This window comes from Thermus sp. (genome assembly GCF_056332225.1).
The window spans coordinates 35,016-48,232 of the sequence record NZ_JBWGQW010000010.1 but is presented as its reverse complement, the minus strand read 5'-3'; the positions used below and the strand labels follow the sequence as shown (position 1 = coordinate 48,232).

At 68.3% G+C, this 13,217-nt stretch carries 13 protein-coding genes and 1 pseudogene; 7 read left to right on the top strand and 7 right to left on the bottom strand.

Going from position 1 to position 13,217, the window contains the following annotated elements; all coding sequences use genetic code 11:
- Positions 1–88 (bottom strand): annotated as a pseudogene (locus tag AC01Y6_RS03605) (DegV family protein); the annotation flags it as partial.
- Positions 89–269: 181 nt separating this feature from the next.
- Here AC01Y6_RS03605 and AC01Y6_RS03600 point away from each other — a divergent pair.
- Together AC01Y6_RS03600 and AC01Y6_RS03595 are read left to right on the top strand one after the other, a co-directional pair.
- Positions 270–1,394, top strand: coding sequence for a BMP family lipoprotein (locus tag AC01Y6_RS03600; protein ID WP_428720913.1), 1,125 nt, complete (start codon positions 270–272; stop codon positions 1,392–1,394).
- A gap of 54 nt (positions 1,395–1,448) precedes the next feature.
- On the top strand, positions 1,449–2,939 hold the full coding sequence (locus AC01Y6_RS03595) for an ABC transporter ATP-binding protein (RefSeq protein ID WP_476670269.1): 1,491 nt from the start codon (positions 1,449–1,451) through the stop codon (positions 2,937–2,939).
- On the opposite strand, the gene AC01Y6_RS03590 is transcribed toward AC01Y6_RS03595, so the two are convergent.
- Genes AC01Y6_RS03590 through AC01Y6_RS03575 form a run of 4 tightly spaced genes read right to left on the bottom strand, consistent with a single transcriptional unit; the run spans position 2,929 to position 6,327 of the window.
- A complete protein-coding gene (locus AC01Y6_RS03590) occupies positions 2,929–3,858 on the bottom strand; it encodes a hypothetical protein (RefSeq protein ID WP_476670267.1) in 930 nt (309 codons plus the stop codon). The two genes, AC01Y6_RS03595 and AC01Y6_RS03590, sit on opposite strands and share 11 nt — an antisense overlap.
- Positions 3,859–4,716, bottom strand: a complete 858-nt coding sequence (locus AC01Y6_RS03585) for an LptA/OstA family protein (RefSeq protein ID WP_476670266.1) — start codon at positions 4,714–4,716, stop codon at positions 3,859–3,861.
- Complete coding sequence (locus AC01Y6_RS03580) at positions 4,713–5,276, bottom strand: hypothetical protein (RefSeq protein WP_428720705.1); 564 nt, start codon at positions 5,274–5,276, stop codon at positions 4,713–4,715. Before AC01Y6_RS03580 ends, AC01Y6_RS03585 begins: the two co-directional genes overlap by 4 nt.
- Positions 5,277–5,304: 28 nt before the next feature.
- Entirely contained in the window at positions 5,305–6,327 is a 1,023-nt protein-coding gene (locus tag AC01Y6_RS03575) for a lipid II:glycine glycyltransferase FemX (RefSeq protein ID WP_476670265.1), read from the bottom strand.
- Between the two features lie 272 nt (positions 6,328–6,599).
- On the opposite strand from AC01Y6_RS03575, the gene pheA reads away from it, so the two are divergent.
- Positions 6,600–7,421, top strand: a complete 822-nt coding sequence (gene pheA, locus AC01Y6_RS03570; protein ID WP_428720706.1) for a prephenate dehydratase — start codon at positions 6,600–6,602, stop codon at positions 7,419–7,421.
- On the opposite strand, the gene AC01Y6_RS03565 is transcribed toward pheA, so the two are convergent.
- Positions 7,418–8,050, bottom strand: coding sequence for a CBS and ACT domain-containing protein (locus AC01Y6_RS03565; RefSeq protein ID WP_347241511.1), 633 nt, complete (start codon positions 8,048–8,050; stop codon positions 7,418–7,420). The genes pheA and AC01Y6_RS03565 overlap by 4 nt on opposite strands.
- Before the next feature lie 79 nt (positions 8,051–8,129).
- Positions 8,130–8,570 (bottom strand): hypothetical protein, encoded by a 441-nt coding sequence (locus AC01Y6_RS03560; protein ID WP_476670263.1) that lies wholly within the window; start codon positions 8,568–8,570, stop codon positions 8,130–8,132.
- A 97-nt stretch (positions 8,571–8,667) separates the two neighbouring features.
- On the opposite strand from AC01Y6_RS03560, the gene AC01Y6_RS03555 reads away from it, so the two are divergent.
- From AC01Y6_RS03555 to speE, 4 genes are all read left to right on the top strand, one after another.
- Positions 8,668–9,159 (top strand): OmpH family outer membrane protein, encoded by a 492-nt coding sequence (locus AC01Y6_RS03555; RefSeq protein ID WP_428720708.1) that lies wholly within the window; start codon positions 8,668–8,670, stop codon positions 9,157–9,159.
- A 65-nt stretch (positions 9,160–9,224) separates the two neighbouring features.
- Positions 9,225–11,810: a DNA translocase FtsK gene (locus AC01Y6_RS03550; protein WP_476670261.1), complete on the top strand. Its 2,586-nt coding sequence runs from the start codon at positions 9,225–9,227 to the stop codon at positions 11,808–11,810.
- A 42-nt stretch (positions 11,811–11,852) separates the two neighbouring features.
- Entirely contained in the window at positions 11,853–12,251 is a 399-nt protein-coding gene (speD, locus tag AC01Y6_RS03545; protein ID WP_476670260.1) for an S-adenosylmethionine decarboxylase, read from the top strand.
- Positions 12,252–12,262: 11 nt separating this feature from the next.
- Positions 12,263–13,207 (top strand): polyamine aminopropyltransferase, encoded by a 945-nt coding sequence (speE, locus tag AC01Y6_RS03540; protein WP_476670259.1) that lies wholly within the window; start codon positions 12,263–12,265, stop codon positions 13,205–13,207.
- Positions 13,208–13,217: the final 10 nt, after the last annotated feature.

Here is a 13,217-nt window from a genome sequence, read left to right as displayed (position 1 = left end):
CGTAGATGGGCACCAGACCCACGGCCTCCTCCTGCAGCGCCTTTGGGGAAAGGTCTGAAGCGGTATCGGTCACCAGCCCTAGGTCCACGCCCCCATCTTATACCAGGTCAAAACATCTTACCCTATAAGCGGGAATCTCGCCCCTGACCGAAAGGCTCGCGCGCGGCCTGGGCGGTGGCGGTCCGTGAGGCGTAGGAGGGGCTTGAAAAGTGGCTGGTGGGATTACCCCTCGGTATAATAGACCCCGGCGAAGAGCCACGGAGGTGAACATGAAACGAGCTATAGCGCTTATCGCGGTGCTGGCCCTGGGTCTCGGCCTGGCCCAGGTGCGGGTGGGGATCGCCTTTGACGCCGGCGGCAAGTTTGACCGCTCCTTCAACCAGTCCGCCTGGGAAGGGGCGCAGAAGGCGGCCAAGGACTTCGGGATCAAGCTCTTTGACTTTGAGCCCGCCGACCCCTCCCAGGTGGGCCAGGGCATCCGCACCTTCGCCGAGGAGGGGTTTGACCTGGTGATCGGGGTGGGCTTCGCCAACGAGCCCGCCATCACCGCCACGGCCAAGGAGTTCCCCAAGGTGAACTTCGCCGTGATTGACGCCGTGCCCGGGGAGGGGAAGCTCGCAAACGCCGTGGGCCTGGTCTTCCGCGAGCACGAGGGGAGCTTCCTCGTGGGCTACATCGCCGGCAAGATGACCCGTACCGGCGTGGTGGGCTTCATCGGGGGCATGGACATCCCCCTCATCCACAAGTTTGAGGCGGGCTTCCGCGCCGGGGCGGAGTACGCCTTCAAGGAGGACAAGATCCAGGGCAAGGTGCTGGTGGGCTACGTGGGCAACACCCCCGCCGCCTGGAACGACCCCGCCAAGGCCAAGGAGATCGCCGCGGCCCAGGTGCGCCAGGGGGCGGACATCATCTACGCCGCCGCGGGCGGCTCGGGCCTCGGGCTCATCGATTACGTGAAGCAGGCCAAGTGCCTCAAGGAAGGGGGTAGCGTCAAGTTCGTGCGCAAGGCCGACCCCTACGCCAAGGTGCCCAAGTACGCCGACTACACCAAGGCCTGCGGCACCGACGGCACCAAGGCCACCCCCCTCTTCTTCATCGGCGTGGACGCCAACCAGAACTACCTGGGCGACACCGACAACAACCCCGCCACCCTGAACCACGGCCTCACCTCCATGATGAAGCGGGTGGACGTGGCCACCTACGAGGTCATCAAGAGCGTGGTGCAGAAGGCCTTCAAGGGCGGGGTGAGGGAGTTCGGCCTGGCCAACAACGGCGTGGGCTACGCCCTGGACCAGTACAACAAGGCCCTGATCCCTGCGGGCGTGGTGAGCAAGCTGGAGGTCCTCAAGCAGCAGATCATCAAGGGCCAGATCAAGGTGCCCGAAAGCCGCTAGGCCCAAGGCTTGGGGCCGGGGGCCAGACCCCCGGCCTTCTTGTATACTCCGGCCGTGGCGAAGGCCCTGGTCCTCAAGGACATCACCAAGCGCTTCCCCCTGGTCCTGGCGAACGACCGCATCTCCTTGGACCTGGAGTGGGGGGAGGTCCTGGCCCTCGTGGGGGAGAACGGGGCGGGCAAGTCCACCCTGATGAAGATCGTCTACGGGCTCCAGCCCCCCGACGCCGGGGAGATGTGGGTGGACGGGAAGCCCTACCGGCCGAAAAGCCCCCTGGACGCCATAAGGGCGGGCATCGGCATGGTCCACCAGCACTTCATGCTGGTGGAGCCCTTCACCGTCTTGGAGAACCTGGTCTTGGGCTTGGAGCCCGGAAGCCCCCTCTTCCTGGACCTCGAGGCCGCCCGCAGAAAGGCCACGGCCCTCATGGAGGCCCTGGGCTTTGAGGTGCCCCTGGAGGAGAAGGTGGAGAACCTCCCCGTGGGCCTGCAGCAGCGGGTGGAGATCCTCAAGGCCCTCTACCGGGAGGCCAGGATCCTCATCCTGGACGAGCCCACCGCCGTCCTCACCCCCCAGGAGGCCGAGGAGCTCTTCCGCTTCCTCCGGGGCTACGTGGCGAGGGGCAACGCCGCCATCTTCATCAGCCACAAGCTGAAGGAGGTCCTGGAGGTCTCGGACCGGGTCACCGTGGTCCGGGACGGCAAGGTGGTGGGCACGGTCAGGACCCGGGAGACCTCCCTCGAGGCCCTGGCCCGGATGATGGTGGGCCGGGAGGTGGTGCTGAGGGTGGAAAAGGCCCCGGCGAGGCCTAAAGAAGTGGTCCTGGAGGTGGAGGGCCTCGAGGCCCCGCCCCGCCTCAAGGGGGTGAGCTTCCGGGTGAGGGCCGGGGAGATCGTGGGCATCGCCGGGGTGGAGGGGAACGGCCAGACCGAGCTCGTGGAGGCCCTCACCGGCCTCAGGCCCTATAGGGGCAAGGCCCTCCTCCTGGGCCAGCCCCTCCCCGCCTCGGCCCGGGGGGTCAGGGACCTAGGAGCAAGCCACGTGCCCGAGGACCGGCTCGCCCGCGGCCTCGTGCTGGACTTCTCCGTGAAGGAAAACGCCGTCCTCGGGGACCAGCACCACCCCCCCTTCCTGGGGTTTTTGGGGTTCCTGGACGACCGGAGCGCAGAGGAGCACGCAAGGAAGCTGGTGGAAACCTACGACGTCCGTCCCCGGTCCACCGCCCTCTCCGCCCGGCGCTTCTCGGGGGGCAACCAGCAGAAGATCGTGGTGGGAAGGGAGCTTCTAAGGGGCCCCAGGCTCCTCGTGGCCGCCCAGCCCACGAGGGGCGTGGACGTGGGGGCCATTGAGTTCATCCACCGGGAGCTGGTCCGGGCCCGGGACCAGGGGATGGCGGTGCTCTTGGTCTCCGCCGACCTCTCCGAGATCCTCGCCCTCTCCGACCGGATCCTGGTGATGCACGGGGGGCGCATCGTGGGGGAGCTCTCTCCCGAGGAGGCCACCGAGGAAAGGCTCGGCCTCCTCATGGCCGGGGTCACTCCCTGAACTCCCCCAGGACCCGCCCCAAGACCACCACCTCCCCCGTCTTAAGGGCGTAGCGCACCCGCTCCCCCCGCACGAAGCCCTTCTCGTCCCGGCTTTCCACGCCGCCAAAGAGGTAGGCGTACCCCTCCTTCTCCTTCAGGAGGGCCCGCTCGGCCCGGGTGGCGCGCCCCCCCTGGGCGAACTCCACCCCGCCCAGGAGCCAGAGGGCGTCCTCGTCCAGGAGGTAGCGGAGGCTTCCCGCCTTGCCGCTTAGGGGCCTTTCCCCCTGGCGCTCCACCTGCAAGGGCCCCTCCAGGAAGGCCTCCCCGGTGTCGTTCAGGTAGCGGAGGCGGCTTCCCCGCACCCGCACCGCGCCCTGGGCCACAACCACCTCCCCCGGACCCGGGCGGAGGTCCAAACGCCCCTCCTCTTCTACAAAGCGGGCCTCCCCCCCGGAGAGGAAGAGGGCCTCCTCTCCCCCCCGCTCCACCACCCCGAGGGGCCCCCGGGCCTCCACCCCCTCCCCGAGCCGCACCTCCACGCCCTTCGGGTCATAGAGGACGAGGCGGAGGTAGGTCTCGGCCTTTCCCTCCCCGGCCCGCCGCAGGCGCATCAGGTAGGGAAGCCCGTCCCGGAGGAGGTCCTTGTTGTAGGCGGCCTCCACCCGGTCCCCCGGGGAAAGGCCCTCCTCGAGGGCGCTTCCCCCGTCCCGGAAGAAGGTCTTCTCCCCCACCGCCACCCGGTCTTCCTCGAGGCCCCGAAGCTCCCCCACGTAGAGGTCCCCGTAGTCGGCGTAGAAGAGGCTCCCCTCCTCCCCCGAGACCCAGGCCACCACCTTCTTGTCCTTGCGGACGAGCTCCACCTCTGGGCGGTAGACCTCCTGGGCCAGGACGAGGGCGAGGCCAAAGAGGGCGAGGAGAAGGAGCCTAAACCGGGGCACCTACTTCTCCCCGAGCTTCCTAAACTCCTCCAGGGGCAGGCGGAAGGCCTTGCCGTAGACCCGCACCTGGTGGCGGTTCACGTTGTGGAGGAGGCTTGCGCCGGAGAGCCGGAAGCCTTCCTTTTTGTTCTCGCTCACCGCGGGCTTTCCCAGCACGATGGCCTCCCCGGTGGTGTCGTCGTAGTAGAGGCTTTCCCCGGTGGTAAGGAGGTCCCCGTCTTGGAGCCGCACCCCGCCTGTGGCGATGAGCCTCTTGGAGCCGGTGAGGCTTCGCACCTCCCTGGCCCGGATCACCAGGTCCCCGTCCTTGCGCTTCCGGGTGAGGACCACCTCCTTGGGGTCGGTGAAGACGGCGAGGCCCCGCTCCTCCTCGTAGTAGACGAAGCCCGCCCGCCCCTCTTGGTTTCCGCTTTGGAGGAGGGCGTTTTCGCTGGTGGAGGTGTCCGTGTCCACCTGGAAGGTCATGCGGCTCCCCTCCACCTCCACGGGGTCCTCCCCGGGCTTGGGCTCCTGGCGCATCCGGGCAGGCCCCTGAAGCTCCCCTTCCCCGGTCTTCTCCCGGTAGACCAAGAGGGGCCCTCTGGCCTCCACCCGCCCCCTCCGCACCACCACACCCCCCTCAAACCGGGCCTCCCGCTCCCCTTCCGCCTCCTGCATGGTCTTGCCCTTAGGGGCGGTGAGGGTGGCCCTGGGGGCCTCAATGGTGAGGTCCTTGACCCGTCCCTTCACCCCTCCCTCAAAGACCCAGGGGCCGTAGCGGAGGTCCCCGGAAAGCCGACCTCCCTCCACCTGGATCACCCGCACGTTGGCCGTTGCCAAAGCCAGACCTAAAACCAGGAGCCATCCCCATCGCCTCATGAACGTCCTCCTTCCACGGTGCAAGGTCCAAAACTCCCCCCGGCGGGGAAGGAAAAGCGGGGGCGGGCCGCTTCCATCCTCTCCAGGGCGAAGTCCGAGCGGAACTCCCAAGCCTCGCCCCGGAGGTTGGGAGCCTCTATCCGCACCCAAGGGGCCTGGAAGCCTTCCTTCTGCCGGATGAGCACCTCCCCCCTGCCTGGGGCGGAAAGCTCCAGGCGGTAGCAGCCTTGGAGGATCTCCACCCGGGCGTAGGGAAGGCGGAGGTTGTCCCCCGGCTCCACCACCACCTCGGGGGCGAACAGGCGCAGGTCCAGCCTGCCCCCCACGTACCGGGCCCCGGAAAGCCCCCCGCGGATGCGGAAGACCCCTCCCTCCTCCACCATCTCCTCGGCCCGGAAACGCCACTCCACCCCCTCCTCCTCGGGGAAGAGGCGGAACTCCACCCCCTCAAGCCGCACGCCAGGCGGCACCGTCGGGGCCTTGGGCCGGGGCGCCAACCAAAAGGCGAGGAGGAGAAGGAGGAAGAGGGGAAGAAGGAGGCGCCCCACGCCCCTCACCATAGCCCAACCTCCTTGAGAAAGATGACGCCTAGCCCAGGACGTCCCTAGGGTTGCCCCGCACCCGCAGGTTCACCCAGGTCTTCCGCAGCCGGAGAAGGGCCTTCAAGGGGCGGTAGAGAGGGGAAAGGGGCAGGGTGTAGGCGGGAAACTGGACCCGCCTTCCCCCAAAGCCCTCCTTAAAGCGGAAAATGCCCTCGGCGTGGCTCCCCTCGGGGGTCCTGGGCACGCCCCAGAGGTCGTAGACCCGGTACCCCCGGGCAAGGCCATGGCGGATGGCGGCCAGGTGCATGCCCATGGGGGCCTTGGCCTCCGGGTGCTTCCGGCTGCTTCCCCCGTAGAGGTAGTCCACCTTGCCGGCGAAGGCCACGAAAAGGCCCGCCGCCAGGGCCTCCCCCTCTTTACGGGCCAGGGCGAGGAAGGCCTCCCCAAAGGGCTGGTTCATCTCCTTGAGGACCGCCCGGTAGTAGGCCTCGGAATGCTGCAGAAGCTTAGCCCGCCGATTGGTCTCCTCAAACAGGCGGAAAAACTCCCCAAAAGCTCCCTCCCCTTCTATGGCCAGATCCACCCGCTTGAGGGCCAGCCTGGCGTTCCTCCGGTGCATCTCCTTCATGCCCTTAAGGAGGGCCTCCTCCCCTTGGGTGAGGTCCAGCCAGAGGGAAAAGCCCGGTTGCACGGGCTCCTCCGGCAAGAGGCCGGGGAAGAGGGGGGCCTCGGCCTCGGCGGGAAGGCCCGCCTCCGGTTCCAGGACGAGGTGGGTGGCCCTCACCCCCCGGGCCAGGGCCCGGGCCACGGCGGGGAGGTCCTGGAGGTGGCGGAGGGCAGGCCCCCTGGGGGCGTAGGCCAGGGTCAGGCCCCCGGGGAGGGATTTGAGGAGGACCTGGGCCGCCCCAAGGAGCTCGCCTTCACGGTACACCAGAAAGCGCTTAGGCACCCAACCGGAAAGGCGCTTCACCTCCCCCCAGCCCCAGGACTGGAGGGCGCTGGTGATGGGAAAGGCCGCCACGAGGGCATTCCAGGCCTCGGGCTCTTGGATTTCCGAAAGCTCCCACACCCTTCAAGGGTACAGGGCCCGGGCGAGGTCTTCCAGGAGACCGTCCCCCTCCAAGGGCAACCGACGAGGTCGGGGGTCTCCTTGCGCAGGTACTCCAGGGCGGTCTTGGCCGAGTCCGCCAAGACCACCTCGTGGCCCGAGCCGGAAAGAAGCACCTCCAGGAGGTAGCGGATGCGAGGATCGTCGTCCACCACGAGAAGGCGCGCCACGAAACCCATGCTACGCCAAGGGTGGCCTTCCCGCCAGGCTCCCAGGAAAGGTATCATGGGGCGATGAGGATCGCCTTCCAGGGCACAGAAGGAGCCTACAGCGAAGAGGCCCTGCTCAAGGCCTTCCCCGAGGCGAAGCCCGTGGGCTTTCCCACCTTTCACCAGGTCTTTGAGGCGGTGGAGGCGGGCGAGGCGGAGCTTGGGGTGGTGCCGGTGGAGAACACCACGGCGGGGAGCATCAACCAGACCTACGACCTCCTCCTGGAAAGCGACCTCCACGTGGTGGGAGAGATCGTCCACCGGGTGGAGCACTGCCTTCTCGCCCCCAAGGGCACGACGCTCAAGGATCTGCACGCGGTGAAGAGCCACCCCCAGGCCCTGGCCCAGTGCGACGGCTTCCTGGCCCGCATGCGCCTTACCCCCATCCCCGTCTACGACACCGCGGGGGCCGCCCGGGCCCTGGCGGAGCACCCCGAGCCCGGGGTGGGGGCCATCGCCTCGAGGCGGGCGGCGGAGCTTTACGGCCTCGAGGTCCTGGCGGAGAACATAGAGGATTACCCCCACAACTACACGCGTTTCTTCGTCATCGGGCGCGAGGAGACGAAAAAGGGGGATGGCCCCCACAAGACCAGCGTCGTTTTCGCCGTACGCCACCGCCCGGGGGGGCTTTTGGAGGCCCTTTCCGTCTTCGCCGAGGCCGGGGTCAACCTCACCAAGCTGGAGTCCAGGCCCCGCCGGGACAAGCCCTTTAGCTACCTCTTTTACCTGGACCTCGAGGGCCACGTGGAAGACCCAGGACCCGCCCAAGCCCTCCTCGGCCTCCTGAGGCGGGCGGCCTTCCTGAAGGTCCTGGGCTCCTACCCCGCCTACCAGAACGGCGCCTAACCGGCCCGGACGTCCACCACCCTTTCCCCCGCGGCCCTCAAGCGGTCGGGGACCTTTTCCACCTGCTCCCCCACCACCCGCATCACCAGGCGCTGGTAGCTGGGAAGATGGGCCGCCGTGGCGATGGAAACGATGTTGGCCGGGGGCACGGCCTGGGCCATCTGGGCCAGGGCCCCGGGCACGTCGGGGACGTCCACGGTGATGCGAAGGCCCCCAAGCTTCAGGCCCAGGGCCTCAATGAAGGCCCGAAGCACGTCGGTCACGGTGATGATGCCCACCAGCCTCTCCCCCTCCATCACCGGGAGGCCGCCGATCTTCTTCTCCTCCATAAGGAGCGCCGCCTTCTCCAGGGGCTCCTCGGCCCCCACGGTGACCACGGGCTTGGCCATCACCTCCTGCACCGTGAGTTTGGAGAGAAGGTAGTTGAGCTCCCACACCGAGAGGGTGGTGGCCTTGGAGGGCATGGCGTCCTTCAGGTCCTTGTCCGTGACCAGGCCGATGAGCTTGCCGTCCTTCACCACCGGCAGACGGCGAAAGCCCCGGCCCTTCAAAAGGTTGATGGCTTCCAGCACGGGGGTATCGGGGGGGACGGTGAGGGGGTTCTTGGTCATCCAGTCCCGGACCAGCATGGTTCACCTCCCCTTTTAGTCTACCCGGAGGCCCGGTGAAAAATGTCCCCTCCGGCGCGCCGGAGGGGGAAGACCAGCCTCAGCGGAGGTTGGCCCCGATCACCGCGCGGCCAAAGCGGCCGCCGCCAAAGGCGTAGAAGTACTCCCCGTCCACGAAGAAGCCGGTGCGGGGGTCCAGGAGAAACTCCGCCCCAAAAGAGAGGTGGAGCCCCACCTCCCCCGCGCCGCCGAAATAGGCGCCAAGACCTCCCCCAAAGTAGGGGCGGATGCCCCTCAGGTCCCGGTCCAGCTGGCCCAGGTCGGGCTTGAAGAGGACCTCCCCGGCCAAGAGGACGCTGGGCCCCCCGGGGAAAAGGTCCCCGAAGGCGCGGAAGGCCAGGTTCCGCTCCAAAGGAGCCTCGAGGCCGAGCCCAAGCCCCGGGCCGGGGTTGGGGAGGGATAGCCTCAAGGAAACCGCCCGCTGGGCCGAAGCCAGGCCGCTCAGAAGGAGAAACAGGAAAAGCCACGCCGCCTTGCGCATATCCACCTCCGGGCACCCATCCTACACGCCCTCACCCCTAAAGGAAAGGCAGCCTCCTCTCACCTTCGCCTAACCCTTGGCCCGTAAGCTTTTTCCCATGAAGCGGCTTTCCCTCGCGGCCCTCTTCCTGGCCCTCGGCGCCCTCCTCACCCCCATGCTGGCCCAGAACAAGAACGTGGCCACCCGCGTGGGCTTCGTGGACGCCGATGCCCTGGTGCAGGCCCACCCCGACTACAAGAAGGTCCAGGAGCTCCAGGCCCAGGCCCGCAAGGAGCTCGCCCCCCTGGAGGAAAAGCTCAAGCCCCTGGACCAAAAGGTGCGCTCCGGCCAGGCCACGGCCAAGGAGCGCCAGGACTACGAGGCCCTGGCCAAGACCTACCAGGACACCCTCAAGAAGTGGCAAGACCGGCAGAACCCCGTGCTCAAGCCCATCCTCGAGGAGGTGGACCAGGCCATCGCCAAGGTGGCCAAGGCCCAGGGCTTCGCCGTGGTCATGAGCCGCCAGGTGGCGGCCCAGTCGGGCCTCGTGGTCTACGCCGACGAGGACACCGACCTCACCCAGGCGGTGATCAAGGAGCTCAAGCGCTAGCCTCCCTCACCGGAAGCCCCCTGGGGCCTGCGCCCCAGGGGGCTCGGCCCTTTATAATGGCTCCGATGGCCAAGCGGAGGCCCACCGCCAAACCCCTTCCCAACCGCGACCTCGAGGCCTGGTCCGCCGCGGTGGCGGCGCTGGGAGTCTTCCTTCTCGCCCCCTTGGGGGTCCCCACAGGCGCCCTCGGGACCCTCCTGGAGACCCACTTCTACGGCCTCCTCGGGCTTCCCGCCTACCTCCTGGCCCTGAGCCTCTTTCCCCTGGCCCGCGCCCTCTACCGCCATAAGCCCCTAAGGCCCCTTTTGCGCCACCTCCTCTTCCTCCACCTCTTGGCCCTAAGCCTCCTCCCCCTCCTCGGGCCCCTCTCCGGAAGGCTGGGCCAGGGTTGGAAGGCGGCCCTGGAGGCCAAGGCCGGCCTCCTGGGGCTCTTCCTTCCCCTCCTTGTAGCCTCCGTGGTGGTGGACCTTTGGCGGGGCCGCCCCCCTTTCCACCTCTTCCTCTCCGCCTTCCGCCTTGGGGTGGAAGGGGTGCGCAAGGGGCGGCACGGGGTTAAGACCCTCCTCCTGCGGCACCGCATCGGCGCCCTCGCCCGCCTCTACCCCGAGCACGCCGCCCTCAAGGCCTTGGCCCAGAGCCTGAGCCCCAAGGAGCTCCCAGAGGTGGAAAGGGCCCTAAAAAGCTTCCTTCAGGAACGCGCAGCGGAGCTGGAGAGGCGCCTTGCCGAGGAGGAGCGCCCCCTTCTCCCCAGGCTCCAGGCCCTCCTCCAGGCCCTAAGCCAACCCCTGGCCGGGGAGGGCCCCTTAAGGGACGCCCTAGAGGAGAGACGGGCCGCCCTCTTCCTCGAGGCCCAGGCCCTCCTCGCCCGCATCAAGGGGCTCGCGGAACCGGTCCGGGTGCGGGCGAGCCCGAAGGGGCTCCTTCGGGGAAGGCGCCTCCTTCTGGAAAGGCAGTCCCGGTGGGAAGAGGCGTCCAGCCTTGTGGAGGACCTGGAGGCCCGCTTCCAGGAGTTTTCCCGCTGGCTCCGCTTCCTTCAGGCCCACCCCGAGGCCCAGAGGGAAGGCCTTAGGGCCCTCCTCACCGGCACCCCTCCCCCCGAGGCCCAAAGCCCCCCGGAGCCCGAGCCCCCCCTAGACCTGGACCTGGTCTTCCCCGAGCCCCCGCGGGAAGCCCCTAAACCCCCGAAGGCCCCCAAGCCCTCCCCCGCCCAAAGCACCGCCCTCGCCCTCCCCACCCCCGACCTCCTGGACCCCCCGGAGCCCAAGGAAAGGAAGCGGGCCCTGGAGGAGGAAGCGGAGCGCCTGAAAAAGGCTATCGCCGAGACCCTGAAGCAGTTCGGGGTCCAGGCGGAGGTGGTGGGCCACGCCCGGGGACCGAGCGTGACCCGCTACGAGCTCCTTCCCGCCCCCGGGGAAAAGATCAGCCGCATCCAGAGCCTGCAAAACGACCTGGCCCGGGCCCTGGCGGTGGGGGCGGTGCGGGTGGAGGCCCCCATCCCCGGGAAGAACACCGTGGGCCTCGAGGTGCCAAACCCCAAGCGGGAACTGGTCCGCTTCTCCGAGGCCGTCCTCTCCCCCGCCTTCCAGCACGCCAAGGCCCTCCTCCCCCTCGTCCTCGGCAAGAGCATAGAGGGGGAGATCTGGGTGAGGGACCTCGCCAAGATGCCCCACCTCCTCATCGCCGGCTCCACGGGAAGCGGAAAGAGCGTGGCCATCAACGTCCTCATCCAGAGCCTCCTCTTCAAGCACCTGCCCACGAGCTTGCGCCTCCTCCTCATTGACCCCAAGATGGTGGAGCTCACCCCCTACGAGGGCATCCCTCACCTGGTGCGCCCCGTGGTCACGAGCCCCGATGAGGCGGCCGGGGTGCTTCAGGGGGCCGTGGCCCACATGGAAAGGCGCTACCGGATGATGAGCCAGGTGGGGGCGAGGAACCTGGAGCAGTACAACGCCAAGGTGGGGCCCGAGGAGGCCCTGCCCTACCTGGTCATCGTGGTGGACGAGCTCGCCGACCTCATGATGACCGCCCCCAAGGAGGTGGAGGCGGCCATTTTGCGCCTCGCCCAGATGGCCCGGGCCACGGGGATGCACCTCGTCCTCGCCACCCAGCGGCCCAGCGTGGACATCCTCACCTCCCTCATCAAGGTGAACATCCCCGCCCGCCTGGCCTTCGCCGTCTCCAGCGGGTTTGACTCCCGCACCATCCTGGACACCCAGGGGGCGGAGAAGCTCATCGGCCAGGGGGACGCCCTCTTCCACCAGCCGGGCCTCCCCAAGCCGGTGCGCCTGCAGGTGCCCTACGTTTCCGAGGAGGAGGTGGCCCGCCTGGCCGGCTTCCTGCGGGGCCAAAGCTATGAAGACTGCTTCGCCGAGGCTTACGGAGCCGACTTTGAGCCCCCAAGGGCCCCGGAGGCCGGAGGACCCGGGGAGGTGGACTTCTCCGACCCCCTCCTGAGGAAGGCGGCGGAGATCGTGGTGGAGGAGGGGTACGGCTCGGTGAGCCGCCTGCAACGGCGGCTTTCCGTGGGCCACGCCCGCGCCGGCAAGCTCATGGACGCCCTCGAGGCCATGGGCATCGTGGGCCCCCCCAAGGGCTCCAAGCCCCGGGAGGTCCTCGTCACCAAGGACCAGCTCAAGGACTTCTTCGGCTAGGGGGCTTGCCCCCCCTCCCCCTGGGGGCTATCATGGGCCCTTGTGGAAGCGGTGCCGGGCGGGCGCTGGGTAGCGGAGATCTACGGGTGCGATGTGTCGGTTTTGGAAAACCCCAAGATGGTGGAGGCGGCCCTCCTGGACGCGGTGATGCGCCTCGGGGCCCCCAAGGATTCGGCCCAGTCGGTGGTGTACAAGTTCCACCCCCAGGGGCTTTCCGCGGCGGTGGTGAGCCCCGTGGCCGCGGTGATGATCCACACCTGGCCCGAGGACAACGCCTCCGCCACCCTGGACCTCTACTTCTACCGGGACGGGGTGGACCCGGAGGAGGTGCTCAAAGGGCTCACCCGGGCCTTCGGGGCCAAGGAGGAGTCCGCCTTCCGCTACTGGCGAGGCACGGAGCACGCCATTAAGCGCCGCGGCTTCGGCGCGGAAAAGGCCTAAGAGGAGGAGTTATGGACTACGGGATGTACTTCTTTGAGCACATCACCCCCTACGAGACCATGGTGCGCCGCATGGAGCGGGTCATCGCCTCGGGGCGCACCCGGTACCAGGACTACTTCCTGTTTGAAAGCAAGGGCTTCGGCAAGGTGCTCGTCCTGGACAAGGACGTGCAGAGCACCGAGCGGGACGAGTACGTCTACCACGAGACCCTGGTCCACCCCGCCATGCTCACCCACCCCGAGCCCAGGCGGGTCCTCATCGTGGGGGGCGGGGAAGGAGCCACCCTTAGGGAGGTCCTCAAGCACCCCACGGTGGAAAGGGCGGTGATGGTGGACATCGACGGGGAGCTGGTGGAGGTGGCCAAGCGGCACATGCCCGAGTGGCACCAGGGGGCCTTTGACGACCCCAGGGCCGTCCTCGTCATTGACGATGCCCGGGCCTACCTGGAGCGCACGGAGGAGCGGTACGACGTCATCGTCATTGACCTCACCGACCCCGTGGGGGAGGAGAACCCGGCCCGGCTCCTCTACACCGTGGAGTTCTACCGCCTGGTGAAGGCCCACCTGAACCCGGGGGGCGTGATGGGGATGCAGGCGGGGATGATCCTCCTCACCCACCACCGGGTCCACCCCGTGGTCCACCGCACGGTGCGGGAGGCCTTCCGGTACGTGCGGAGCTACAAGAACCACATCCCGGGCTTCTTCCTGAACTTCGGCTTCCTCCTGGCCTCCGACGCCTTTGACCCGGCGGCCTTCTCCGAGGGGGTCATAGAGGCCCGCATCCGGGAGCGGGGCCTCGCCCTCCGCCACCTCACCGCCCCCTACCTCGAGGCCATGTTCGTCCTGCCCAGGGACCTCCAGGAGGCCATAGAGGGGGAAACCCTGGTCTCCACCGACGCCTCTCCCTTCTACGTGACCCCGGAAGGGGAAGCCCGGCAGGCCCCCTATCCCACCTAACGCCTTCTCA